The organism is Erythrobacter sp. HA7-11, from assembly GCF_055693605.1.
Genome location: NZ_JBVFUF010000002.1, coordinates 2,265,850 through 2,290,053, shown reverse-complemented (window position 1 = coordinate 2,290,053; position 24,204 = coordinate 2,265,850). Strand labels below are relative to the sequence as shown.

Here is a 24,204-nt window from a genome sequence, read left to right as displayed (position 1 = left end):
TTGCCGTTGCGTCACCCCTTTTCAGTCCCTCGCAGGAATGCCACTATCGCTGTGAGGGAATGATCAGGAGAGACTCCCATGAATTTGGATTTCACCCCCGAAGAGCTCGCATTCCGCGATGAGGTTCGCGCGTTTATCGCAGAGAACTATCCGAAGCAGCTTGAGGGACTGACGCAGCGCGACGATCTCGACCCAGAAGACATGGTCGCCTGGCACAAGGTGCTGGGTGAAAAGGGTTGGTCGGTTCCCGCTTGGCCGGTCGAGTATGGCGGCACGGGCTGGACCCCGACGCAGCGCTATATCTGGTCCGAAGAGAACGCGCGCGTAAATGCGGTCATGCCGCTGCCATTCGGCGTCTCGATGGTTGGTCCTGTGATCTACACCTTCGGCAATGACGCGCAGAAAGAGCAGCATCTGCCGGGCATTCGCAGCGGCGATGTGTGGTGGTGTCAGGGCTATTCAGAGCCGGGCGCGGGTTCCGACCTTGCCTCGCTCAAGACCACCGCCGTGCGCGATGGCGACCACTATGTGATCAATGGTCAGAAGACCTGGACGACGCTCGCGCAGCACGCTGACTGGGGCTTTTTCCTGTGCCGCACCGATCCTGATGCAGCCAAGCCGCAAGAGGGCATCAGCTTCATCCTGATCGACATGAAGACACCGGGCGTAGAAGTGCGCCCGATCAAGCTGATCGACGGCGGGTATGAGGTCAACGAGACCTGGCTCACCGATGTGCGCGTGCCGGTCGAAAACCTCGTTGGGCAAGAGAACATGGGCTGGACTTACGCCAAATTCCTGCTCGCTCACGAACGCAGCGGGATTGCCGGTGTTGCTCGCTCGAAGCGCGGTGTGGAGAAACTCCGCGAGATCGCCAAGTCGGAACAGATGGATGGTGCGCCGCTGATGAGCGACTTCGACTTCGCGCGCAAAGTCAGCCAGCTCGAAATTGACCTGTCCGCGCTCGAAATCACCGAGCTGCGCACGCTTGCAGGGGAGCAGGCGGGCAAGGGGCCGGGTCCGGAAAGCTCGATCCTCAAGATTAAGGGGACGGAGATCCAACAGCGCCTCACAGAGTTGACGCTGGAAGCCGTCGGACACTATGGCACGCCGTTCTACCCGAGCGTTTCGGATGCGGGATCGAATGAATATCCGGTCGGCCCAGGCTATGCCGAGCACTCCGCCTCGACCTATTTCAACATGCGCAAAACCTCGATCTACGGCGGATCGAACGAGATTCAGCGCAACATCATCACCAAGATGATCCTCGGCCTGTAAAGCGCGTTAACGCGCGGGAGAAACTACGTGGATTTCAATTTCACCGAAGAACAAGACATGGTGCGCGACAGCCTGACGCGGCTGGTTCGCGAAAACTATGCATGGGAAACGCGCATGGAGGCGATCAACAGCGAAAGCGGTTGGCAGCCTGCAATCTGGGCGCAATTGGCTGAACTCGGCCTGCTCGGCATGCCCTTTGCCGAAGAAGATGGCGGCTTCGGCGGCGGCGCGGTCGATGCGATGATCGTGATGGAAGAGTTCGGCAAAGGTCTGGTGGTCGAGCCGTTCGTTCCGACCGTTGTGTGCGCGGGCGGCTTTTTGAAGCACGCGGGCACCGCCGCGCAAAAGGAAGAGCATATCGGGGGCATAGTCTCGGGCGAGCAGATCTTTGCCTTCGCCTATGCCGAGCCGCGCGACCGCTATGATTATGCCGATCTGGAAACGACCGCAAAAAAGGACGGTTCCGGCTATGTCCTCAACGGTCACAAAGCTGTTGTAATCGGCGCGCCGTGGGCGACCCATCTGATCGTCACCGCGCGCACATCGGGCGACCGGCGTGACCGCGAGGGTGTGTCGGTATTCGTAGTCGACAAGAACGCCGATGGCGTCGTAACCCGCGACTATGCGACGGTTGATGGCCGCCGCGCTTCGGAAGTCTTCTTCGAGAACGCCTCGATCCCCGCCGAAGCCTTGATCGGCGAGGAAGGCGATGGCCTGCCCCTGATCGAGCGGGTGACTGACGAAGCCATCGCTGCGCAGTGCGCAGAGGCCTGCGGCGCAATGAAGGTCGCGCACACCATGACGGTCGACTATTCGCGCGAGCGCAAGCAGTTTGGCGTGCCGATCGGCAAGTTCCAGGTGCTGCAACACCGTATGGTCGACATGTTCACCGAATACGAGCAGTCGGTCTCAATGACCTATCTGGCGACGCTCAAGCTCGACGCGCCTGAGGCAGAGCGCCAGCTCACCGTCTCAGCGGCCAAAGTCCGTGTCGGTCAGGCGGCGCGCTATATTGGTCAGGAAGCGATTCAAATCCACGGCGGCAACGGCATGACCGATGAATATGCCATCGGGCACTACTTCAAGCGCCTGACGATCTTCGACAGCGAGTTTGGCAATGTCGATCACCACATGAAGCGGCATATCGCGCTCGCCAACGCTTAGGCGACGCATGGCCGAAGAAGAGTGGGGCTCTGCGTAAGTGCGCGGAGCCCCTTCTTCTTAGGTCGTTTGCATAAAGCCCAGATCAGGGCTGGCGAAACGGCCAATATTCGGTGCGATTGAGGGCAGCTCTGACGAGCTAACGCCGAACCACTGCGCCAGCGTCGAGGAATACTCGTCAACCGAAACTGACGGGAGCAGACGCCCGCGACCAACCTGGTCATCACTTTCGACCGAGACTTGCGGCGCGGTGCCATAGAACCGGCCACCGTTTACACCGCCGCCTAAGATCATGTGGTGGCTTCCCCAACCGTGGTCCGACCCGTCGCCATTTGAGGCGAGGGTGCGGCCAAAATCAGATGCGGTAAAGGTTGTGACCTGATCTGCAATGCCGAGGTCGAGCGTGGATTGATAAAACGCGTCCAATGCAAAATCGAGTGTGCTGAGCAAGCCTTCGTGTTGGCCAATCAATCCGTCGTGATTGTCGAAACCGCCCATGCCGACCATGAAGACCTGGCGGGTCACGCCCAGCCGGTTTCGCGCCGCAATCAGGCGCGCAACAACCGAAAGCTGTGCGGCAAGCCTGTTTCCTTGGCCAAAGTCAGTTGAAACCGTTGTGTTTTCCAGCGCATCGCGAACGAAGCCGCCATATTCGATGGAGCGGGCATTCACCATTGAGTGGTCAGCTTCCAAGACGTTGCCGCCGCTTGCGCGCAAAAGGCCATCGAGTGCGGTTGAAGCCGATTGGGAGCGGTAAACACGCCCTCGATCAATGCCGCGAAACAAAGTGGCCCCTTGGTTAGAGACTTTGTAAGGTGTTGCGGTTTCGCCCGTCATAAACACTGCGTTGCCAGTTGCATTGATCAACGTGAACATGGAGTTGGTGTTGCTCGACTGCGCGAGATCACCCATGCGTCCGCCCCAGCCCGTGGTTGACCCTTCGGGCTGAGAGCTCTGCCAGGTTGATTGCTGATCGTTATGCGAGAACAGCTTAGCCGGGCGCGGGAATTGCGAATTGTTCCCGCTTTCAAACTGCTCTTTTGTGAGCGGAACGACCAGCGGACCGACATTGAGTAGCGGCGCCATGGCCCCTTGGTCAAAGCGCGCCTTGAGGCGCTGCATGCTCGGCGCAAGAGCATATTGAATGTCATCGGTGAGCGTCTGGTCGCTGGGAGTAGCCAACACCGTGTTGGCGAGGCTGGACCGCGCGAGAGCAATACCGCCGCCTTCCTCGTTCTGGCCGCCACGAATATCCGCATATCGAGCATAATTTGCTGCGTCGTACGGAATGAAAGTGTTGCCGTGGTCATTGCCCCCATAAAGAAAGACGCAGACCAGCGCTTTATATCCGCCCGCTGCAGAGAATGCCGCGGCTTCGCCAGCGCCGGCAAGACCAAGTGCGTAAGATGATGCCACGCCTGCGCCTGCAAGCTGGCTGGAGCGACGCATGAATGCGCGGCGCGAAAGTTCGGTTCCTCTGCCAATATACATCATGCAATCCTTATTTTTGAACGAGATAGTCGTTTGAAGCCATGATCAGCAGCACGCCGAGATGGACACGGCTGAGTTTGGTTTCATTGTCGCTGGTCGCTGTCACTTCGATTTCGTCCAGAACCGGCTTGATCAGGCCGCGCGCATTGTCGCTCAGCTGGCCGCCCGTGAGGAGCAGATTGAGGTGATTGAGCAGGGCGTCGCTGTCGTTAGCCAGATCGATTTCTGCGGTGTATTGCGGACTCACGTCGCGCAGCCAGAACACCGAGCCATCGATCACGCGCTCCATCGTATTCACATATCCGGCAACCGATGTTTCGTTCACCAGCTGGAATTCCGGGGCAAGCAGGTTGCGATCCGCAGCCTGCGATCCTGCCGGGACATAACCGGGCCTGAAAAAGTTGAACACCGACGGAGAGCGCATCGGCGATTGGCCAATCCGGTTTACCGTGTCGGACGTATCGCCCAGATTGAAAATGCCATCGGACGATTGCGCGCCAAAGGTGCGCCCCCACTGAATAAAGCGTAACATGGGTTCGCGCAGCTTGCCGAAGTTGGGATTGGTAACATTGGTCATCGCCCGCGCTTCGTCATCAAGTAAAATGGCCTTGAAAACCGCACGCAAATCACCGCGCACACCGCTGCCATTGTCGTTGAACACGGTGGCAACACGATCGACATAGGCGCGCGATGGATTGCTGGTGACCAGTCGCTGGATCATCTGCTTGCCAAAGAATGGTCCCACATTGGGGTGATTGAACAGCGTATCGAGCGCGATCCGGAGCGATTCTGCCGCGCCGGTACCGGTCGGAATAGTCGTGCCGAGAAATGTCTTCTCCGCATCGGAATGAAAGCTTTCATTGCGTGGGTAGCGCCAACGCGATGGGTCGGCTGTCATCGGGTTGCGGGTGTAATCAGGGTCGGGAACGTCAAAACTGCCCCCACCACCATCTCGCGTGAAGCCTATGCCGGTGAAATCATAGTCATAGCCGGTGAAGACTTTCGAGATGCCAGTGACATCATCATTGTCATAAGTCTCGATAGGTTGACTGCCATTTCGGCGAAGGGTTCCGTCATTGTTCAGTTCGAACAGGCCAATTGTGAACAATTGCATGATTTCACGACCAAAGTTCTCATCGGGAACGCGGCTGGAATTTGGATCCGCTTTGCGATTGCCCAGCGTGTTGAGATAAATCCCCATCACCGGGCTGAGGGTGATGTCCTCAAGCAGATCACGAAAGTTGCCAAACGCGTGGCGGTTCAGGATATCCCAATATTCGCCGACGCCCTGTGAGCGCCATGCATTGTTGATGCCGCTGATGGAAATGACGAAGAATTCGGACAGGGCTAGAGCAACGCGTTTGCGCACCTGACTGCCCCCTGAAAGCAGCTGGCTCCACAACATGTTATCGGCGATGCGTGAGTTGAAATAATAGCGCTCTGAGTTAACCACATCGAAGCCGTTGCTGGCGAAATATTGCCGCGCGGTTTGATCGTTGTTGCGGCTCATTTGGCGGTTGAGCCAAGGCTCATATCCTTCTGAACGAAGGGCTGACAATTCCGCCGTGGACGCTGAAAGCGATGCTTGAAGCAGGAAACGCGCTGCTTCTTCATCGGTTTGTGGGGTGACGACCGTTGGCGCTGGGGTGCCACCGGTCCCGCCGCCGCCTCCGCTTGTTGGCGTACCGCCGCCGGAACCTCCACCGCCGCCGCATGCTGCGGTTGCAAGCGCGAGGGTGGAAACGAGACCAATTTTGGCCATCTGGCCGCTGTTGCCAGTGTCAGCTGTATCGGCTTTAGCTACTTCGGGCTCTACCGATGTGCTTGGCACCGGTTTGTCGATTACGTCTTCACTCATTACTGGTCCCACTCCCGAATTCCCGCCTTTCAGCGGGCTCAATCCCAAGCTGCGCGCACGCTATCAGTGGCGAGGTAACCACTTCCTAAACACAAAGGCTAACGCGGCTTTCATCACTTCAGGACCGAAGTGACTATCGCGATTGTCCGAAGAATTTGTGAATTGTCACCGGGCCGAAAATTCGTCTCAGCCCGCTTTCGCCACCGGGTGACTGAAAGAATGTGCACAAGCAGCATCAGAGATTGGCGCGCTTGCGAAGCAAAGCGGTGAGCGATCGCGGGATGAGTTAGCTAACATAAGACTAACGCTGGCTGACGTGCGATGAGCGGTTGATTTGAATGGGCTTATTGCCGAGTCGCCGCGCTGGCATGGGCGCGTTGGGACCGTGGATTGGGATAACGGCGACAGGCTTTGACAACCAGCCGACAAGCCGCGATGGGCAGAATGAATGGCGGCGCATTCTTCCAATCTTGTGCTTGTGGGCGGAGGGCATGCGCACCTCGCGGTTCTGGCTGACTGGATCAGGCACGGACTGCCGTTTCCCGAGGCGGTCCTGCTGACGCCACATCGACACTTGCGGTATTCCGGGACGGTGCCTGGATGGATCGCGGGGGAGTACAGCCAGTCCGATGGGCTGGTCGATCTGGCAGCGCTTGCCGAGCGCGCCGGCGCCAAGATCATTTTCGACCGGTGCAAGCGCATTGATCCTGATGCTTCGCTCATCGTCACTGAAGACGGCGACGGCGTGAGCTTTGAGACGGCTTCGATTGATACCGGAGGGGTCGGAAGGGCGGCAAAGTTGTTGGGAGAGGACCCGCGCATCCTCGATGTCAGGCCGATTGATCAATTCGTCGCTCAGATGGCCGACCAATGGGACGGGCTGGATATCAAGCACCTGTGCGTCATTGGCGGCGGGGCGGGCGGAGTTGAGCTCGCGTTTGGTCTGCGCGCTCGGCTGGGCGAGGCGTCCCAGTCGCGGCTGACATTAATCGCAGGGCGCGATGGTGTCCTGCCGGGTTTTAGCGAGGCGGCTCAAAAGCTGGTCCGATCCGAGCTGAAACGCGCAAAGATCGAACTCATCGCCGAAAACGCCAAACTCGCCTCCGGGCAGCTTCAGGCGGGAAATCGAAACCTTGAACCCGTCGATCTTATCGTTGCCGCGCTCGGAAGCGGCGCTCCCGAGTGGCCCGCCGCCAGCGGCCTCGCCACAGACGAGGCCGGGTTCATCGCGGTCGACCAGTTCCAGCGCTCGCACTCCCACCCGCATATATACGCGGTCGGTGACGTCGCGTCGCGGCAAGATCGCTGTGTCGAGCGATCAGGCGTCCACGCTGTTCACGCCGGGCCTGTGCTGGCTGCCAACCTTCGTGCCGCGGCCGCAGGGCGCGCTCCGCGCAAAAGCTACACCCCGCGTACGGCCAGCCTTTACCTGCTTTCGACCGGCAATGGGTCTGCCATCGCGACCTATGGCCCATTCGCAGCCAAAGGGCGCTGGGCCTCGGCACTCAAACGCTGGATCGACAAGCGCTGGCTTGATCGGTACGCGCGGTTGAGCGGAAAAATGTAACCGGGCGCGGCCACGTCACGAAATAGGCGAGAAGAACAATCGGGCGATATCACTTCGCCAAGCAGGGACTTTTATGAAGAAGATCATCATCCTTCTCGCCATTGGCGCGCTTATCGCGGCCTATTTCATCTTCGATCTCGGGCAATATCTGACCTTTGAGGGTATCAAGCAGCAGGTCGCAGGCGCGCAGCAAACCTTTGCCGACAATCCGGTCAAGGTCATCGCGGTGTTCTTCGCGATCTATGTCATCGCCACCGCCGCATCCTTCCCTGGCGCGGCCTTACTGACGCTGGCGGCTGGCGCGCTGTTCGGCTTCTGGACCGGACTGATCGTTGTCTCCTTCGCCTCGACTCTTGGTGCGACCCTCGCCTTCCTCGCCTCTCGCTTTGTCCTGCGCGATACAATCGAGAGCAAGTTCGGCGACCGATTGAAAGCGGTCAATAACGGGCTGGAGCGCGATGGCGCGTTCTATCTCTTCACGATCCGGATGATCCCGGCATTCCCGTTCTTCGTCGTCAACCTTGTGATGGGCCTCACCCGGATCAAGACGTTCACCTACGCATGGGTGAGCCAGGTCGGCATGCTGCTCGGCACCGCGGTCTATGTGAACGCCGGCACGCAGCTCGCCTCGCTTGAAAGCCCGAGCGGCATCCTCACCCCTGCGATCATCGGATCCTTCGTGCTTCTCGCGATCGTCCCGTGGATCGCCAAGGGCATCATCGCCGCTATCAAACGCCGGAAGGTCTACAAAGGCTTCAACCAGCCCAAGAGCTTTGACCGCAATCTGGTGGTTATCGGTGCAGGGTCGGCTGGCCTTGTCTCGGCCCTGATCGCCTCAACCGTCAAAGCCAAGGTGACCCTGGTTGAAGCGAACAAGATGGGCGGTGATTGCCTCAACACCGGCTGTGTTCCGTCCAAAGCGCTGATCAAAAGCGCCAAGGTTGCAGAGATGATGCGCAATGCGGACAAATATGGTCTTGCCGCGCACGACCCCAAAGTGCCTTTCAAGCACACGATCGAGCGTGTGATGGGCGCAATCAAAGCGATCGAGCCGCATGACAGTGTCGAGCGCTACACCGGCCTCGGCGTTGATGTGGTCGAAGGCTATGCCAAGGTGATCGACCCCTGGACCGTAGAGATTGCGCGCAATGATGGCGAGACCCAGCGTCTGACCACGCGCAGCATCGTCATCGCAGCAGGCGCAGAGCCATTCGTGCCGCCGCTCGATGGCCTTGCAGAAGGCAATTACCTCACCTCTGACACGATGTGGGATGCGTTTGCCGAGATGGACGAAGCGCCTGCGCGTGTCGCGGTGCTTGGCGGTGGGCCAATCGGCTGCGAAATCAGCCAGTCGCTCGCGCGGCTTGGTTCCAAAGTGACCCAGATTGAAATGGCTGAGCGCGTGCTTGGCCGCGAAGATGAAGAAGTGTCCGCACTCGCTCAACAATCGCTTGAGGAATCCGGCGTCGACGTGCTGACCGATCACAAGGCTGTTCGCGTGGCCGATGGATCAGTCGTGGTCGAGCATGGCGGCGAGGAAAAAAGCATTGCCTATGACGCGCTGATCGTCGCCGTGGGCCGTGCGGCGCGTCTTAAAGGCTACGGCCTTGAAGACATCGGTATCGACACCAACAAGACGGTCAATACCGACGAATTTCTCGCGACCAAATTCCCCAACATCTACGCCGCTGGCGATGTCGCCGGTCCGTATCAGTTCACCCACACCGCAAGCCATCAGGCATGGTTTGCCAGCGTCAACGCGCTTTTCGGCCAGTTTAAACGCTTTAAGGCGGATTACCGCGTGATACCGGCTGTGACCTTCCTTGATCCCGAAGTTGCCCGCGTTGGCATCAACGAGATCGAGGCGAAGGAGCAGAACATCGAATACGAAGTCACCCGCTATGACCTCGACGATCTCGACCGCGCGATTGCCGAAAGCGAGACCAAAGGCTTTGTCAAAGTTCTGACGCCTCCGGGTAAGGACACGATCCTCGGCGCGACGATTGTCGGCAGCCATGCGGGCGAATTGCTGGCCGAATACACGCTGGCGATGAAGCACAAGCTGGGCCTCAACAAGATCCTCGGCACGGTGCATCCATATCCGACCATGGCTGAGGCGAACAAGTTCGCAGCCGGAAATTGGAAGAAAGCCAACAAGCCTGAAAAGCTGCTCGGTATTGTCGAGAAGTATCACGATTGGCGGCGCGGTTGAGCGGAATAGAACTATTCGATCAGTTCCGGGGGGAGTGGGGCTGATTGTCCTGGTCGCCCTAGCTTGGAGCCTGTCCGAAAACCGTGGAGGCCGCCCGACGTGGCAATGGATCGCAGGAGCGCTGGCGCTGCAAGGGCTGCTCGCCCTGATCATCGTGCGCGTACCCTTCATTTGGAGCGTGATGGAATTTGCCAATGCGGGTGTTTCCGCGATTGAGCGCGCGACGCTCGATGGCTCGTCTTACATGTTCGGCTATCTCGGCGGCGCGCCGCTGCCGTTTGAGCTGAAAGAGGGCGTGGATGCGCCGGTTATCATCGCCTTTCAGATCCTGCCGCTGGTGATTGTCTTTTCTGCGCTCGCCGCGCTGCTGTGGCATTGGGGCGTATTGCGCTGGCTGGTGAACGGCCTGTCTTATCTGCTGCGGCGGACGCTGAAAGTGAGCGGCGTTGTCGGCCTTTCGGGGGGTGCGAACATGTTTCTCGGCGTGGTGGAAAGCCCGCTGGTTGTGCGCGCTTACTTTGCCAAGATGAGCCGGGCAGAGCTGTTTCAGGTGATGGTGCTCGCCATGTCGACGATCAGCGGCGCAATCCTGATCCTTTATGCGACGACCCTGTCGCAGACCGTGCCCGATGCTGTCGGTCATATGATCGCTGCCTCTCTGGTGTCGCTGCCAGCAGCCTTGCTGATCGCCAAGCTGATGGTGCCTGATGTGGCGGTTGCAGGCGCAGACAATGCGGGCGGAACCGAAGTTGAGCGCAACGAGCCGGGCCTGAAATATGACGGCAGTATCGATGCCATCGTCAAAGGCACGATGGACGGGATGCAATTGTTTCTGGCGGTTATCGCGGTGATCATCGTGGTGTTTGCGCTGGTCTCTCTGGTCGATCAGGCGCTGGCGCTTTTGCCGCTGGTCGGCGATGAAGCGCTAACCCTCAGCCGGATTTTTGGCTGGCTGTTTGCGCCGCTGATGTGGCTGATCGGTGTGCCTTGGGGCGAAGCGCAGGCCGCTGGCGGCGTGATGGGTACCAAGGTGATCCTCAACGAATATGTCGCCTATCTGGAGCTGGCCGGATTGCCCGATGGCACGTTCGGTCCGCGCAGCCTGTTGATCGTGACCTATGCCTTGTGCGGGGTCGCCAACCTTGCGAGCGTTGGCCTGCTGGTGTCGACCATTGGCACCTTGTGCCCGGAACGGCGCGCAGAAACGGCAGGCCTCGGCATGAAGAGCTGGATCGCGGGCAATCTGGCGACCGCGATGACGGGCGCGTGGATTGGACTGGTGACATTTTAGTATGTGTCAGACCTCCCGCCCCGCCTCCCCACCCGGCCACCATATCCTGATAGTTTCCTTGGTGGCCGGGTCGGGAAGCGGAGCGGGAGGTTTGCGCCGCGCAGGTCGCGGCGTTTAGAAAGAAAGCCATGTTTGACGCCAAGCTGCGCCCGCTGATTGATCCGCCGCTCAACCGAATTGGCGCTGTGCTCGCGCGCGTCGGTGTCAGCGCGAACATGCTGACCCTTGGTGGGCTCGTGATCGGGCTGGGCGGGGCGAGCCGCGATCGGCTTTGGCGAGTTATGGCTGGGGCTCGCGTTGATTGTCGCCAACCGGGTGCTCGATGGCTTGGACGGCGCGGTGGCGCGCGCCACCCAGCCAACCGCATTGGGCGGCTATTTCGACATTGTCGCCGATTTTGCGTTTTATGTCGTGGTTCCGGTCGGCTTTGGATTTGCTGCTTCGGAGAACGCTTTGCCCGCGCTGGTATTGGTTGCGAGCTTCGTTCTGACCGGCACGAGTTTCCTCGCATTTGCGACCATTGCGGCAGAGCGCGGCTTACGAACAGACGCACACGGGAAGAAGAGCTTCTTTTACTCGACCGGATTGGCGGAAGGGACTGAAACCATTGTGGTATTTATCGCAATGTGCGTGTTTCCAACATGGTTCGCCTTGCTCGCATACGCGCATGCGAGTCTGTGCTTAGCGACCGTCTTTCAGCGCAGCGCAATGGCTGTCCATCAGTTCAAAGATTGATCTGATCAGTTAAGCCGCGCCGCCACATTGGAGCGTAATTCTTCAATCCGCTCAGCATTCGCGCCAAGGTCACTCAGGCCAACACGAGAAACGGATCGGAAGTCGATCTGGCTCTCGCTGACGCGGGCCGTCACATCGTCCTTGAAGCCGAACCAGAAAGTCTCTGCAACACCGTCGACCCGGCCAGTTTCGGTGTCCGCAGTCACCTCGGCAAAGCCCATATCTTCCATCGCGGCTGCGACGGCTACGACAGCGTCAGCCTGGCTTGCACCGCCGAGCGGCAGAGGGGCGAGGTCTGCATAGGCACTCGTGATAATCTGCGCGTGCGATTTCGAAGCAAGCTCTGGATCGCTATCCTTCCATGGCTCAAGCTGACCCAACGGCGTCTGGTAATCGTTGATCGGGTTTGCTCCGCTTTCATCACGCGCCGCCAGAGCTGCTGTTGAAAGACCAGGCGGGTTTGCGGTATCGGTCGAGACATCATGGATCGGCGGAACCGCGCCAGCCTGGCTGCGAGCCATAGCGAGCAGAACAAAGGCCGAAATCGGAATAAAAAGAGCGATGACTGAAAGCAGCCAGCCTTTGCGCGGCTTCTTCAGCGCGGCGACGACCAGCGAGACCAGCGACGCAAACGCTACGACTCCCAGCAGGATCGGCCCGACTTTGACGATCAGCGTGCCGAGGCTGAACTGCCAGCCCCAAATGCCGAACTTTGTGCCGAGCGCAGCCACCGCAAAGTAAATCGGGAGCAGCAATGCCATGTAGAAAACAGCGCGAGTGTGCCAAGGATATTGTTTCATGGCTCGCGTGTTTAGCGACCCGGTCAATTCGTGCAAGCGTGCAGAAACCTCGCTTTGGATACGTATTTCAGTGGCATTGATTGCAATTGGCGCGCTAATGCCGTGTACACCCTGAAAACGAACGAGATCTGGCAATGAGCAACGACCTTTCCACCCGCCTCGCAGCAGCTCCAGTGGTTCCCCTGATCGGCGAGAACAATCCCGATGTGGCCGTGAAGACGGCAGAGGCTTTGGTGGCGGGCGGATTGTCAGTCATTGAAGTCGTTATGCGTAGTGATGATGCACAAAAAGGGATGGAAGCTATTATCGCGAAGACCGAAGGCTTGATCGTCGGCGCAGGCACTGTCCTGACACTGGATCAGGCCAAGTCTGTGCTCGACAGCGGCGCGCAATTCATCGTCTCACCCGGCCTCGTCGACGAGATAGCGGTGTACTGCATCGAGAACGATGTACCGATCTTCCCCGGCACAATGACAGCTGGCGAAGTTCAGCGCGCTTACGCATTGGGCCTGCGCGAAGTGAAGTTCTTTCCAGCCAGTCTCGCCGGAGGAGTGCCGATGCTCAAGGCGCTCGGTTCAGTATTCCGCGAGATGCGCTTTATGCCAACCGGGGGAGTTTCGGCGGCAAATCTGCACGAATTCCTCGCGCTCGATCAGGTCCTCGCATGCGGCGGCAGTTGGCTCACCCCAAAATCTGCAACCGAAAGCGGCGATTACGCGGCGATCACTAAGCTTGCGCAAGAGGCGGTGACCATCGCCAGAGGGTAGCTTGCGCAAGAGGCGGTCACCATCGCCAGAGGGTAGCTTGCCAAGCGGACTACTCTCGCTCATGCCCTGCCAGGATGACGGGAGTAGAGGGCGACGACGCGTGATGAGCGAAACGGCGGGTTGGCAATTCTGGATCGACCGCGGCGGCACATTCACCGACATTGTAGCCCGCTCGCCTGATGGCGCGTTGACGACCCACAAACATCTGTCTGATAATCCCGAGCATTACAGGGATGCCGCGCTTCACGGCATCCGCATGGTTTTGGGCGTGGATGAGGGCGCGCCCATCCCCCTCGATCGGATAGCTGCTATCAAGATGGGCACGACAATCGCCACCAATGCCCTCTTGGAGCGGCGAGGTGAACCGACATTGCTGGCGGTAACGTGCGGCCTCGGTGATGTGATCGAGATCGGCTATCAGTCTCGGCCCGACACGTTTGCGCTCAACATCGAAAAGCCGCACCTTCTCTACAGCGCCGTGGCTGAAATGAATGAACGCATCCTGGCTGATGGAACAGTGGAGCAGCCGCTGGACCATGATCAAGTGCGCAGATCTCTGCAGATGCACTACGATCGAGGGCTGCGGGCGGTAGCAATCGCGCTCATGCATAGCTTCAAATTTCCAGAACACGAGCAGCAAGTCGCCCAGATCGCCCGCGAGATCGGTTTCACGCAAATTTCTGCGAGCCATGACGTTAGCCCGCTCAGCAAGATTGTGCCGCGCGGAGAAACGACGATCGTCGACGCCTATCTCACGCCCATCCTGCGACGATATGTCGATCGGGTCGCAGGCGCTTTCGGAGGCGATCAGGAAGCTGGCCAGCTGCTTTTCATGCAAAGCGCTGGCGGCTTGGTCGATGCGGTGCAATTTCGTGGACGCGACGCAATCCTCTCCGGGCCAGCAGGGGGAATTGTTGGCTGCGTTCACACCGCCAAACTCGCCGGTTTCGACCGCGTGATCGGTTTCGACATGGGCGGCACATCGACCGACGTCTCGCATTACGCCGGCGAATTCGAAAAGGTCTATGAGACGAAGGTGGCAGGTGTGCAAATGCGCGTGCCGATGCTGCACATCCATACGGTTGCGGCAGGCGGCGGGTCGGTCTTGCGATGTGATGAAGGACGCATGCGAGTAGGCCCGCAATCGGCAGGGGCTGATCCGGGCCCTGCCAGCTATCGCAGAGGCGGGCCGTTGAGCGTGACGGATATTAATGTGTGTCTCGGCAAATTGCAGCCTGACCATTTTCCGAAAATCTTCGGGCCACACCAAGATCAGGCCTTGGATTACGATGCCGCGCTATCAGGCTTCGCTGCGCTCGCCGATGAGATTGGAGATGGCCGCTCGCCAGAGCAAGTGGCGGAAGGCTTCCTGTACATTGCTGTCGAACACATGGCCCAAGCGATCAAGAAAATCTCGATCTCGCGCGGATATGACGTGCAGGATTATGTGCTCAATTGCTTCGGTGGAGCTGGCGGTCAGCACGCATGTCTGGTTGCCGAGCGCTTGGGGATTCGCACGATCATGCTGCACCCATTTGCAGGCGTGTTGTCGGCCTATGGCATGGGCCTCGCGGCGATTGAGACCGAGCGGCAGCGCGTGATCGAGCTGGCGCTGGGTGAGATTGATCAGACGAAGCTGCGCGCGATCACCACTGAACTGGAAGCGGAGAACCTTGAGGATATGGCTGCGCAGGGCGTGGCCGAGACAGAAGTCGAGCACGAGGCGTCGGCGCTCTTGCGATATCGCGGCACCGACACGGTCATCCGCGTGCCATTGGGCAGCGCGCAAAATATGTGCGCGCAATTCGAGGCGGATCACGCCCGCCAATTTGGCTTTCTGGCGTCGGGAAAAGACGTCTTGCTCGACACGCTTTTGGTTGCGTCGAGGGTGGATGCCGGTGCACCTGAAGAAAGCGCGATTGACGAGCGTGTGAACGGAGCTCTGGAGGCTATCGATACGTTCCAAATGTTCTCAAAAGGGCAATTCCACAACGCGCCGATCTTCAAAATTGAAGATGTGCATTTTGACCATCGCATCACTGGACCGGCAATCATCACCGAGGAAACCGGAACCATCATAATTGAGCCGGGCTGGAGCGCGAAGCTCAATCGTTTCGGACATTTGATCGTGACCGCTCAATCCTCCGCGAAACCTTCGATCACGCATGCGGGCGACGTGGTCGAGCGAGATTCCGTTACGCTCGAGATATTCAACAATCTCTTCATGTCGATTGCTGAGCAGATGGGCATTGTCTTGCGCAACACGTCGCAGTCGGTGAATGTGAAGGAGCGCCTCGATTTCTCCTGTGCGATCTTCGATGCTGGGGGCAATCTCGTCGCCAACGCCCCGCATGTTCCGGTGCATCTCGGCTCGATGGATGCCTGCGTGAAGACCATTCTGGACAGTGGTGAAGTGATCAATTCAGGCGACGCCTTCGTTCACAACAACCCGCATAAGGGCGGCTCTCATCTACCCGACGTTACAGTCGTCACGCCGGTTTTCGATGAGCTGAGTGGTGAACTGATGTTCTTCACCGCGTCGCGTGCGCACCATGAAGATATCGGCGGTATTGCGCCGGGATCGATGTCGCCTATGGGCCGGACCATCCATGAAGAGGGCGTGCTGCTCGACAACGTGAAGCTGGTTGAAAGCGGCGAGTTTCAGAGTGAGCGGATCGAGCAGATACTTGGCAGTGGTCCTTACCCGGCACGAAACATTCCGCAGAATGTCGCCGACCTGATGGCGCAGGTCGCGGCCAATGCAGCAGGCGCAAACGAGCTTGCCAAACTGGTGCGAGGCTACGGCCTGCCCGTGGTCAGCGCTTATATGGGCTTTATCCAGGATGCGGCTGAAGCGGCGGTCAAGCGGGCGATTGCCGAGCTTGATGATGGCGAATTTGCACTTGATCTCGACAGCGGTGCGGTGATCAGAGTTGCTGTGCGGGCTGACAAGCGGGCTGGTCGCGCGACCATCGACTTTACCGGCACGAGCGCGCAATTGGACAGCGCTTTCAACGCGCCATTTGCGGTCACAAATGCGGCGATCCTCTACGTGTTTCGCTGCCTGATTGACGATGACATCCCCTTGAACGCCGGGTGCATGAAACCGCTCGACGTGATCATTCCGAGGGGCTCGATGCTAAACCCTGCTTTCCCTGCCGCGGTCGTCGCGGGCAATGTTGAAACGAGCCAAGCGGTAACGGATGCTCTGTTCGCCGCGCTCGGAAAGCTGGGGACGGGGCAGGGCACGATGAACAATCTGACGTTCGGGAACGACCGCGTGCAATATTACGAGACGATTTGCTCGGGTGCGCCTGCTGGTCCTGGTTTTGACGGTGCATCGGCGGTCCACACGCATATGACCAACACGCGCATGACCGATCCTGAGATTCTCGAACAGCGCTATCCGGTAGCACTCGACGAGTTCGGTATTGATCGCGGGTCGGGCGGCAAGGGTGAATGGAATGCGGGCGACGGTGTGCGCCGGGTGATCCGCTTCCGAGAGGATATGCAAAGCTCGATCCTGTCTGATCGCAGGCGAGTTGCGGCACCGGGATTGAAGGGAGGCGAGGATGGCAGGCTGGGGCGCAACACTGTCGAGCGCAGCGATGGCGCACTCGAAGACCTTGGCGGCTGCGCGCAGACAGAAATGAAGCCCGGCGATCGGATTGTGATCGAGACGCCGACAGGTGGTGGCTTTGGACCAGTCAATCAGCGCAGAAGAGGCAAGTCGGAATGATCGAGCGCATTCGCAATATCGGCCCCGGCGCGCTGGTCACCGCCGCATTTATCGGACCTGGCACGGTTACGGCTTGCACAATCGCGGGCGCGAGCTTTGGCTATGCGTTGCTGTGGGCGCTCGTGTTTGCAACCATCGCGACGATCATCCTGCAGGAAATGTCCGCGCGGCTTGGCACAGTAGCGCAGCAAGGGCTTGGCGAAAGCATCGCCAAGGTCTTCGACCATTCCTTCCTCAAATGGCCCTTGGTTCTGCTTGTCGGTTTGGCGCTTTATGCAGGCAATGCGGCGTACGAGGCGGGCAATCTGTCAGGCGCAGCGCTCGGCATCGCAGCGATCGTTGGAGAGGGTGACAGCGTCTTCACGCTCGCAGTGCTCATTATTGCGATCCTCGCGGTCGCGCTGCTTCTCACCGGCACTTACAAACAGATCGAGCGGGTCTTGCTCGGGTTGGTTGCGATCATGGCGCTTGCATTCGCGCTAACATTTGTGACGGTTCGCCCCGATCTCAGTGGCATGCTCCAAGGCATGTTCTCACCCAGCATCCCGGCAGATGCCTTGCTGACAGTGGTCGCTCTGATCGGCACAACCGTGGTGCCCTACAACCTCTTCCTTCATGCCTCGGCTGCGAAAGCGCGTTGGAGTAGCGCAGAAGATCTCGGCGCTGCGCGTACTGACACAAGCATCGCCATTGGCCTTGGCGGGATCATCGCAATCCTGATTGTGTCGACCGCCGCCGCGAGCCTGTTTGCCGCCGGGATCAAGGTGGAAAGCGCTGCTGAAATGGCCGGGCAGTTCGAACCATTATTCGGTTCCTCGGCCAAATATCTGTTGGGACTAGGTTTGTTTGCTGCAGGCCTCACCAGCGCCATCACTGCTCCTCTAGCGACCGCCTTTGCGATGACCGAAATCCTGCAGCTCGAAGGCGGCCAGAAGTCGCTCGCTTTTCGCGCCATCGCACTCAGCGTGATTGTGATCGGGGCGAGCATTTCGATGCTGGGTATCAAGCCCATCGAAGTGATCGTCGCCGCGCAATTCGCTAACGGATTGCTGTTGCCGATCATCGCCGTCTTCCTGCTTTATGTGATGAACCAGAAGAGCATATTGGGCGAGCATGCGAACGGCATGTTGGCCAATATACTTGGCGTGGTCGTGCTGCTCATCGCGAGCGGACTAGGGTTGCGATTGGTGCTGCGCGCCGCTGGGCTGATGTAGCCCTATCCCTCGCCCGTCAGATCTTCGGGAACATCGACATCGCGCATATCCTCAGCCGGGCAACGGATAATCTCAGCATGCTTTAGCAAGGTGCCGGCACCGCGATCGCCGGTAGCTTGCATCAGGGCTGCGAAATGATCGCTACCAAACAAGGCTGGCGGGGTTGGAGCCATTCGGTTGTGGGAGGCGAGCAATATGTCCGGAGCTGCTTTGCTCGCGAGATCGGCGAAGTGTGCGCGTGACACAAAAGGCATATCAGCCAGCGCAATTAGCAGAGCTATCGCGCCAGCCTCGCTTGCAAGTTTCGCCGCTAGCGCGACCGAAGTGCCGAGGCCATTCTCTGCATTTTTATTGACGGCGATTTCGAAGCCTGCCGCCCGCCACCCATCGGCGCAAGGATGCTCCGCAGAAGACGCGACGACCCAGCGGTGTGCCGCTGGAAGACCAGACAAAGTCTCGCTCGGATGCAGCCCCAACATGCGCCCATCCAAATCCGCCGTCAGCTTGTCTTCGCTTCCAAATCGGCGTGATTGTCCTGCGGCGAGGATGGCAATCGCGAGGCCTCCCGCATCAGTCATTTGCGGCCCCAAAATTGGCGGCCTGATATGCTTGAACGATCTCGCTTAAGGTCGAGAGCGCGAGGGTTTCTGGATCGCGGGAAGAGTGAAACAGGCCAATGGGTGCGTTGATCGAAGCGATGGTCTGCGCGCTGACGCCAGCCCCAGCGAGCGCTTCGCTGCGCCAGGCATGCGCCTTGCGACTGCCCATCGCGCCGCAATAGAAGTGCGGCAGGCTCAGCGCGCGGGCGAGCAATTGCACCTCCCAGTCGTGGTCATGGAACAGGAAGACAAAAGCAGTCCAAGGATCACTTTTGAGCGCATCAGTATCGCTTGTCTTTTCCAACTGGTGGGCCGTGAAATGATCGGCTTTCAGACGGCTGCATATGGCCGCATCCGGCGTCAGGACATCGCTTTCGATGTCCATCGCTCGCGCGAGCTTCGCCAAGGCTTCAACGCTCGCTCCATGCCCGACGATGCATAGCTTCGGCTGCGGAAAGTGACCGAACGCAGCCGTTCCTGTCTCAAGGTCGATGAGCGGTTCTCGCCATCCCGGGTCGTATCGGGCGACTTCGCTGTTCAGTAGCACAGTGAATGGCTCGCGCGCCCTGATTGCCGCGCAGCACGCATTGGTGAAGCCGTCATCGTCTAGCGGCTGAAAATGCACATCAATGCCTCCGCCACAGGGCAGGGTGATGTCGATATAGGGAGAGCCTTTGCCAAAGCGCACGACCCTTGGCGCACTCTCGCGTAGCGCTTCCAGCGCTTCTGAAACGACCGCATTCTCGATGCAGCCGCCTGATAGCGAGCCTGCAAATTTGCCGTCTTCGCAAACGCCCATATGTGTGCCGGGATTGCGGATGGACGAGCCTTCAACAGCCATAACCGTTACGAGAGCGCAGGCTTGGCCCGCGCGCTGACAATCGAACAGAAATTCGAAGACCCGATCGCGGTCCATCGCTGGTGCTTACTCTGGCGCCTGTTCGGACTCAGAATTCTCTTCCGGTTGCGGGTAGCTTGCCGCCTCGCCCGGTTCAGCGACTACGATTTGCTCGACAGGTTCCTCCACTTCAGAGCCGCAGGCAGCGAGACCCAACGTCCCAATTGCAAGCAGCATGACCGAGTTTGCGCGCATCACCTTGCCCCTCCTGCTCACGCGAACTGCTTTGCGAATGGCATTTCGCGCAGGCGTTTGCCGGTCGCTGCAAAGATGGCATTGGCGAGGGCCGGGGCGGCAGGAGGCGTGCCCGGTTCACCCGCTCCGCCTGCAGGCACCGTACCGCTATTGATGATCGCCACCTCGATGGCCGGTGTCTCATTCATGCGCAGCATTTTGTAGTCGTGGAAGTTGCTCTGCTTTGCTGCGCCGTCGACAATGTCGATCTCGCCATAAAGCGCGGCGGTCAGGCCAAATACAATCCCGCCTTCGATCTGGTTGCGGAAGCCATCCGGATTCATGACATAGCCTGCATCTGCTGCAGTCCAGACATTCAGCAGCTTGGGCTTGCCAGAGGTCATGTCGACCTCGATCACCTCAGCCGCGACGGTCCCGAAGCTTTCGACGATCGCGACGCCCTTGCCGATGCCTTCTTCGCGTGGTGTGCTCCAATCGCTTATCTCGGCAACCTTTTCGAGCACAGCTTTGTGCCGTTCGGTGTTCGCGCCGAGCATCGCTAAGCGGTAAGCAATCGGGTCAGCGCCCGCGGCATGCGCAGCCTCATCGATAAAGCTCTCGATGAAGAAACCTTGCTGCGAATGATCGACCGAACGCCATGCGGAGAAGGGCAGGTGCAGGTCAGCCTCGGCCACTCGGACTGAGGTGTTGGGAATATCGTAGATACCTGGCACACTGGCCTCGGCAGGATCATGGCGCTGCGTGAAGACATTGTTGTACGCAACAAGTTTGCCGTCTGCATCCAATCCGCCCTTGAAGCGGCTGAGATCGGCGGGCCGATATAGCGCTTTTTGCGTATCCTCTTCGCGCGACCAGATCATTTTGACTGGATAGCCGGTGGCCTTGGCGATGCGGGCGGCCATAGTCACGTAATCGTTCTCAAGCCGACGTCCGAACGCTCCGCCCAGAAATGGATGATGCACGGTGATATCGTCGGCATCCATTCCGAGAGCTTTTGCGGCAGCACTCCGAGCCATCAGCGGAACCTGCGTGCTCGTCCAAATGTCGCATTTCGCGCCATCACCGGTGTCTCGCACCCAAGCGGTGCAGTTGACCGGCTCCATCGGCGCGTGGGCGAGGAAGGGCGCTTTATATTCTGCTTCGATCTTGGTTGCGGCATTGTTGTAGGCGCTCACCGCATCACCGCGCGAGGCGGCGGTATTCCCGCCATCTTCGCCCGCGGCATCCAGTGCGCTCGCAAAGGCTGCGAACTGATCCTCGGTCGTCTTGATCGGACTTTCCGAAGCGCTGTATTCGGCGGTGATCGTGTTCAGCGCTTGTTGAGCGTTCCAGTATCCATCGGCGACGACCGCGATAAAGCTACCCATGTTCAGGATTTGCTGAACGCCGGGCATGCCTTTCGCGGCCTCCGCATCCATCGAGGTAACTTGGGTTCCGGGCACAGGTGGACGCAGGACCGCTGCGTAAGACAGATGGGCCGGATCAACGCCGGGAATCCGGGCATCGAGGCCAAAGTCAGCCTTTCCAGTGACCTTCGCTGGGATGTCCGTGCGCCTCTTGCTCTTGCCCATCAGACGATAGTCTTTGGGGTCTTTGAGCTTGGGTGAGCTGTCCATTGGTTGCTCGGCAGCGGCGGCCGCAAACTGAGCATAGGGCGCGGACTTGCCGCTCGCCTCGTGGATCAACGTGCTGTCGCGCGTCGCGATCTCGCTAGCCGGCACGCCCCATTCCTGCGCGGCCGCTCCAACCAACATCTTGCGCGCTGCCGCACCGGCGATGCGCATCTGGTATTGCCCGGTCGTTCGTATTGACGAACTTCCGCCGGTGATCATGACATCGGCCAGCCTGCCGATTTGCGTGAAGAGACCGTCCCAAGTGGGTTCGAGCCAGTCCGCAGCGTTCATGGTGAAGGGTGCGACGAACATGCGCGCGGTGTCGCTCACGACATAGCTGCCATCGGTCGGCGCCTGCATCACCTCGACCATCGACCAGTCGGCATCTAGTTCGTCGGCGAGCATTTGTGCGAGCACCGAATGCGCCCCCTGACCCATCTCGCAATGCGGGATGATCGCGGTGACGATGTTGTCCGCGCCGATCTTCACCCAGCTGTTGACCAGCTGTTCGCCTTCGCCGCCTGCCACAAGCGGAGCGAGCTTGCCAACAGGATTGCCGGGACGAACGCCTACGCCGATCAGTAATGCGCCGCCTGCAAGTACGCCCGCGCCGATGAAGCCGCGGCGACTCCATTTGGCTGCGGCGCTGCGTTCGGGTTTTTCGCCTACGGGAGTGTCAGCTTGCTCGCTCATGCTGCCGTCTCCTCGTCTGTGGCTTGTTCAAGTCCGTACCGCGACTTTGATCGCTTTACGAATACGAGTGTACGTCCCGCAGCGGCAGATATTGCCGCTCATCGCCGCGTCAATGTCTTCGTCGCTGGGTGAGGGATTGTCGCGCAGCAACGCCGTCGCGGCCATGATTTGGCCAGACTGGCAATATCCGCATTGCGGCACCTGCTCGCTGATCCAGGCTTGCTGGACAGGTGTGAGCGCTCCATCTTCGCCTGAAATGCCCTCAATCGTGGTGATCGAGCGCCCTTCTGCTGCTGACAAAGGCATTGAGCATGACCGGATTGGTTCGCCATCCAAATGCACTGTGCATGCGCCGCATTGAGCAATCCCGCATCCGAATTTGGTGCCTGTCATGCCGAGCTTCTCGCGGACGACCCAGAGGATCGGCATAGCCGGATCGGCGTCGACGCTTTGCGGCTCGCCATTGATGGTGAAGGAAATCATGCACTCTGCTCCGTCGAGGATTGCGACGCCTAAGAACGTCGGCTGCAATTCAGTTGCACAAGACTACCAAATTGTGTCGCTCGGAGGAACCGCCGTTTTCTCAGGCGTTGATGGGCGCCGCGCAGTTCTGCGTGATGTAATCCGCGTGTGTCGGCAATCCGCCCACCGAGCGCTCGATGATCGTGCGCAGATTGCCGAGGAATTCGCCGAGTTGCTGATCGCTGATCGTGTCAGCCATCGGGTCGTAATTTTGCGGCGTGATCCCTTGGCCCAGCATCACCTGGACCCAGCTTGCTTCGCGGAAAAGGTCATCGACATCGCGCCCCAATCGACCTGTTGAGGCGAACAAATCGCGTTTGTGATTGAGGCTGTCAGGCACATCCATATTCTTGCAATAGCGCCAGAACTCGGTATCTTCGCGCTCTGTCTGATGGTAATGCAACACGAGAAAGTCGCGGATTTGCTCAAACTCTGTCGCACACCGGCGATTATATTCCGCGCGCTCTGCATCGGCGTTTGTGCCGCGCGGGAAGAGCTGGATCAATCGGCTGACCTGCGATTGGATCAGATGGATGCTGGTCGATTCCAGAGGCTCCAGAAAACCGCTCGAGAGGCCTAGCGCGGCGCAATTGTGCGACCAGAATTGTTCGCGCCTTCCGGTGGTGAAGCGCAGCGGGCGTGGATCATCGAGCGGCTTGGTATCGAGGCCCGCAAGCAGCGTCTCGGTCGCTTCGTCATCGGTTTTGAAACCGCTCGAGTAGACATGGCCATTGCCAGTGCGATGCTGCAACGGAATGCGCCACTGCCACCCAGCGTCTTTCGCGGTTGCGCGGGTGTAGGGCGGCAGGTTTGGTAACCGCTCGCTTGGCACGGCCTGCGCGCGGTCGCATGGCAACCACTTCGACCAATCCTGATATCCGACACCCAGTTGTTGCCCGAGCAGCAGCGAGCGAAAGCCGGTGCAATCGATGAAGAAGTCGCCTGCTAAGGTCTCGCCGTCTTCCAGGGTGATGGATGTAATATCACCGCTTTCACCGTCACGCTCAACCGATGCGACAATCCCCTCGTGTCGTGTCACCCCGCGATCCTCCGAGTAGGCGCGCAGGTAGCGGGCGTACAAGCTGGCATCGAAGTGGTACGCATAGGCGAGGCCGGTCATCGCGGTGTTGCCGACCCGATCCAGTTTGCCGAAGCGATCACCGTCTGCTGCCACTTGATGGAGGGAATAATGCCAAAGATCCTTCGCCTCTGCGCTCAGTGAGCGTCGGCGCCAATAATGGTGGAAGGGCACACTTGAGAGGTTAAGGCCCGTATCCCCGAAGGTGTGGAGATACCGGTCCCCCTTCTTGCCCCAATCGACGAACTCAATGCCCAGCTTAAACGTCCCATAGGTGTTCTTGAGGAAATCATTCTCATCAATCCCGAGAATCGCATTGAGCCTTATGATCTGCGGGATCGTCGCTTCACCAACCCCCACCGTGCCGATGGTTTCGGATTCGACGAGCTTGATCGTAAGATTTTGACCGAGCAGACGCGCAAAGGCGGCGGCGGTTATCCAGCCTGCGGTTCCGCCGCCTACGATCACCAGTGTCCGTTTGGGTTGTTCGCTCATA

General features: G+C 59.2%; 18 protein-coding genes. 9 read left to right on the top strand and 9 right to left on the bottom strand.

The features are described 5' to 3' along the window. The first annotated feature begins 78 nt into the window (after window positions 1-78). Both ACZ1GU_RS11710 and ACZ1GU_RS11705 read left to right on the top strand, forming a co-directional pair. A complete protein-coding gene (locus ACZ1GU_RS11710; protein ID WP_472648164.1) occupies window positions 79-1,275 on the top strand; it encodes an acyl-CoA dehydrogenase family protein in 1,197 nt (398 codons plus the stop codon). A gap of 27 nt (window positions 1,276-1,302) precedes the next feature. Then, window positions 1,303-2,439 (top strand): acyl-CoA dehydrogenase family protein, encoded by a 1,137-nt coding sequence (locus tag ACZ1GU_RS11705; RefSeq protein ID WP_472648163.1) that lies wholly within the window; start codon window positions 1,303-1,305, stop codon window positions 2,437-2,439. Window positions 2,440-2,496: 57 nt separating this feature from the next. On the opposite strand, the gene ACZ1GU_RS11700 is transcribed toward ACZ1GU_RS11705, so the two are convergent. Continuing rightward, window positions 2,497-3,930: a DUF1501 domain-containing protein gene (locus ACZ1GU_RS11700; RefSeq protein WP_472648162.1), complete on the bottom strand. Its 1,434-nt coding sequence runs from the start codon at window positions 3,928-3,930 to the stop codon at window positions 2,497-2,499. Window positions 3,931-3,937: 7 nt separating this feature from the next. After that, window positions 3,938-5,785, bottom strand: a complete 1,848-nt coding sequence (locus tag ACZ1GU_RS11695; RefSeq protein ID WP_472648161.1) for a DUF1800 domain-containing protein — start codon at window positions 5,783-5,785, stop codon at window positions 3,938-3,940. 448 nt (window positions 5,786-6,233) lie between these two features. Between ACZ1GU_RS11695 and ACZ1GU_RS11690 the strand changes: the two genes are divergently transcribed. From ACZ1GU_RS11690 to ACZ1GU_RS11675, 4 genes are all read left to right on the top strand, one after another. Further along, a complete protein-coding gene (locus tag ACZ1GU_RS11690) occupies window positions 6,234-7,352 on the top strand; it encodes an FAD-dependent oxidoreductase (RefSeq protein WP_472648160.1) in 1,119 nt (372 codons plus the stop codon). A gap of 73 nt (window positions 7,353-7,425) precedes the next feature. Continuing rightward, entirely contained in the window at window positions 7,426-9,564 is a 2,139-nt protein-coding gene (locus tag ACZ1GU_RS11685; RefSeq protein WP_472648159.1) for an FAD-dependent oxidoreductase, read from the top strand. Further along, entirely contained in the window at window positions 9,530-10,855 is a 1,326-nt protein-coding gene (locus tag ACZ1GU_RS11680; RefSeq protein ID WP_472648158.1) for a NupC/NupG family nucleoside CNT transporter, read from the top strand. The genes ACZ1GU_RS11685 and ACZ1GU_RS11680 overlap by 35 nt, the downstream gene beginning before the upstream one ends. Before the next feature lie 297 nt (window positions 10,856-11,152). Beyond that, window positions 11,153-11,590 carry a CDP-alcohol phosphatidyltransferase family protein gene (locus ACZ1GU_RS11675; RefSeq protein WP_472648157.1) on the top strand — a complete coding sequence of 146 codons (438 nt, stop codon included), beginning with the start codon at window positions 11,153-11,155 and terminating at the stop codon, window positions 11,588-11,590. Window positions 11,591-11,595: 5 nt separating this feature from the next. Here ACZ1GU_RS11675 and ACZ1GU_RS11670 read toward each other — a convergent pair whose 3' ends face one another. Next, entirely contained in the window at window positions 11,596-12,390 is a 795-nt protein-coding gene (locus ACZ1GU_RS11670) for a DUF1499 domain-containing protein (protein WP_472648156.1), read from the bottom strand. A 134-nt stretch (window positions 12,391-12,524) separates the two neighbouring features. Here ACZ1GU_RS11670 and ACZ1GU_RS11665 point away from each other — a divergent pair, with 134 nt between their 5' ends. The 3 genes from ACZ1GU_RS11665 (at window position 12,525) to ACZ1GU_RS11655 (ending at window position 18,110) form a co-directional block, all read left to right on the top strand. Then, window positions 12,525-13,157, top strand: coding sequence for a bifunctional 4-hydroxy-2-oxoglutarate aldolase/2-dehydro-3-deoxy-phosphogluconate aldolase (locus ACZ1GU_RS11665; protein WP_472648155.1), 633 nt, complete (start codon window positions 12,525-12,527; stop codon window positions 13,155-13,157). Window positions 13,158-13,260: 103 nt separating this feature from the next. After that, entirely contained in the window at window positions 13,261-16,896 is a 3,636-nt protein-coding gene (locus ACZ1GU_RS11660; RefSeq protein WP_472648154.1) for a hydantoinase B/oxoprolinase family protein, read from the top strand. Then, the gene (locus ACZ1GU_RS11655) at window positions 16,893-18,110 is read left to right on the top strand and encodes an Nramp family divalent metal transporter (protein ID WP_472648153.1); all 1,218 of its coding nucleotides are present in this window, start codon (window positions 16,893-16,895) and stop codon (window positions 18,108-18,110) included. Before ACZ1GU_RS11660 ends, ACZ1GU_RS11655 begins: the two co-directional genes overlap by 4 nt. A gap of 2 nt (window positions 18,111-18,112) precedes the next feature. Here the strand turns inward: ACZ1GU_RS11655 and ACZ1GU_RS11650 are convergent, their stop codons facing one another. From ACZ1GU_RS11650 to ACZ1GU_RS11625, 6 genes are all read right to left on the bottom strand, one after another. Then, window positions 18,113-18,688 (bottom strand): nucleotidyltransferase family protein, encoded by a 576-nt coding sequence (locus ACZ1GU_RS11650; protein ID WP_472648152.1) that lies wholly within the window; start codon window positions 18,686-18,688, stop codon window positions 18,113-18,115. Next, window positions 18,681-19,625 carry an XdhC family protein gene (locus ACZ1GU_RS11645; RefSeq protein ID WP_472648151.1) on the bottom strand — a complete coding sequence of 315 codons (945 nt, stop codon included), beginning with the start codon at window positions 19,623-19,625 and terminating at the stop codon, window positions 18,681-18,683. Before ACZ1GU_RS11645 ends, ACZ1GU_RS11650 begins: the two co-directional genes overlap by 8 nt. Window positions 19,626-19,634: 9 nt before the next feature. Next, window positions 19,635-19,802, bottom strand: a complete 168-nt coding sequence (locus ACZ1GU_RS11640) for a hypothetical protein (protein WP_472648150.1) — start codon at window positions 19,800-19,802, stop codon at window positions 19,635-19,637. A gap of 17 nt (window positions 19,803-19,819) precedes the next feature. Then, window positions 19,820-22,108, bottom strand: coding sequence for a xanthine dehydrogenase family protein molybdopterin-binding subunit (locus tag ACZ1GU_RS11635; protein ID WP_472648149.1), 2,289 nt, complete (start codon window positions 22,106-22,108; stop codon window positions 19,820-19,822). Window positions 22,109-22,135: 27 nt separating this feature from the next. Further along, on the bottom strand, window positions 22,136-22,591 hold the full coding sequence (locus ACZ1GU_RS11630; RefSeq protein ID WP_472648148.1) for a (2Fe-2S)-binding protein: 456 nt from the start codon (window positions 22,589-22,591) through the stop codon (window positions 22,136-22,138). Window positions 22,592-22,691: 100 nt separating this feature from the next. Beyond that, the gene (locus tag ACZ1GU_RS11625) at window positions 22,692-24,203 is read right to left on the bottom strand and encodes a tryptophan halogenase family protein (protein WP_472648147.1); all 1,512 of its coding nucleotides are present in this window, start codon (window positions 24,201-24,203) and stop codon (window positions 22,692-22,694) included. Window position 24,204: the final 1 nt, after the last annotated feature.

Coding starts and splice junctions, on each gene's coding strand:
- ACZ1GU_RS11710 (WP_472648164.1), top strand. CDS start 79: ATGAATTTGGATTTCACCCCCGAAGAGCTCGCATTCCGCGATGAGGTT.
- ACZ1GU_RS11700 (WP_472648162.1), bottom strand. CDS start 3,930: ATGATGTATATTGGCAGAGGAACCGAACTTTCGCGCCGCGCATTCATG.
- ACZ1GU_RS11695 (WP_472648161.1), bottom strand. CDS start 5,785: ATGAGTGAAGACGTAATCGACAAACCGGTGCCAAGCACATCGGTAGAG.
- ACZ1GU_RS11690 (WP_472648160.1), top strand. CDS start 6,234: ATGGCGGCGCATTCTTCCAATCTTGTGCTTGTGGGCGGAGGGCATGCG.
- ACZ1GU_RS11685 (WP_472648159.1), top strand. CDS start 7,426: ATGAAGAAGATCATCATCCTTCTCGCCATTGGCGCGCTTATCGCGGCC.
- ACZ1GU_RS11670 (WP_472648156.1), bottom strand. CDS start 12,390: ATGAAACAATATCCTTGGCACACTCGCGCTGTTTTCTACATGGCATTG.
- ACZ1GU_RS11665 (WP_472648155.1), top strand. CDS start 12,525: ATGAGCAACGACCTTTCCACCCGCCTCGCAGCAGCTCCAGTGGTTCCC.
- ACZ1GU_RS11660 (WP_472648154.1), top strand. CDS start 13,261: ATGAGCGAAACGGCGGGTTGGCAATTCTGGATCGACCGCGGCGGCACA.
- ACZ1GU_RS11655 (WP_472648153.1), top strand. CDS start 16,893: ATGATCGAGCGCATTCGCAATATCGGCCCCGGCGCGCTGGTCACCGCC.
- ACZ1GU_RS11650 (WP_472648152.1), bottom strand. CDS start 18,688: ATGACTGATGCGGGAGGCCTCGCGATTGCCATCCTCGCCGCAGGACAA.
- ACZ1GU_RS11645 (WP_472648151.1), bottom strand. CDS start 19,625: ATGGACCGCGATCGGGTCTTCGAATTTCTGTTCGATTGTCAGCGCGCG.
- ACZ1GU_RS11640 (WP_472648150.1), bottom strand. CDS start 19,802: ATGCGCGCAAACTCGGTCATGCTGCTTGCAATTGGGACGTTGGGTCTC.
- ACZ1GU_RS11635 (WP_472648149.1), bottom strand. CDS start 22,108: ATGAGCGAGCAAGCTGACACTCCCGTAGGCGAAAAACCCGAACGCAGC.
- ACZ1GU_RS11630 (WP_472648148.1), bottom strand. CDS start 22,591: ATGATTTCCTTCACCATCAATGGCGAGCCGCAAAGCGTCGACGCCGAT.
- ACZ1GU_RS11625 (WP_472648147.1), bottom strand. CDS start 24,203: ATGAGCGAACAACCCAAACGGACACTGGTGATCGTAGGCGGCGGAACC.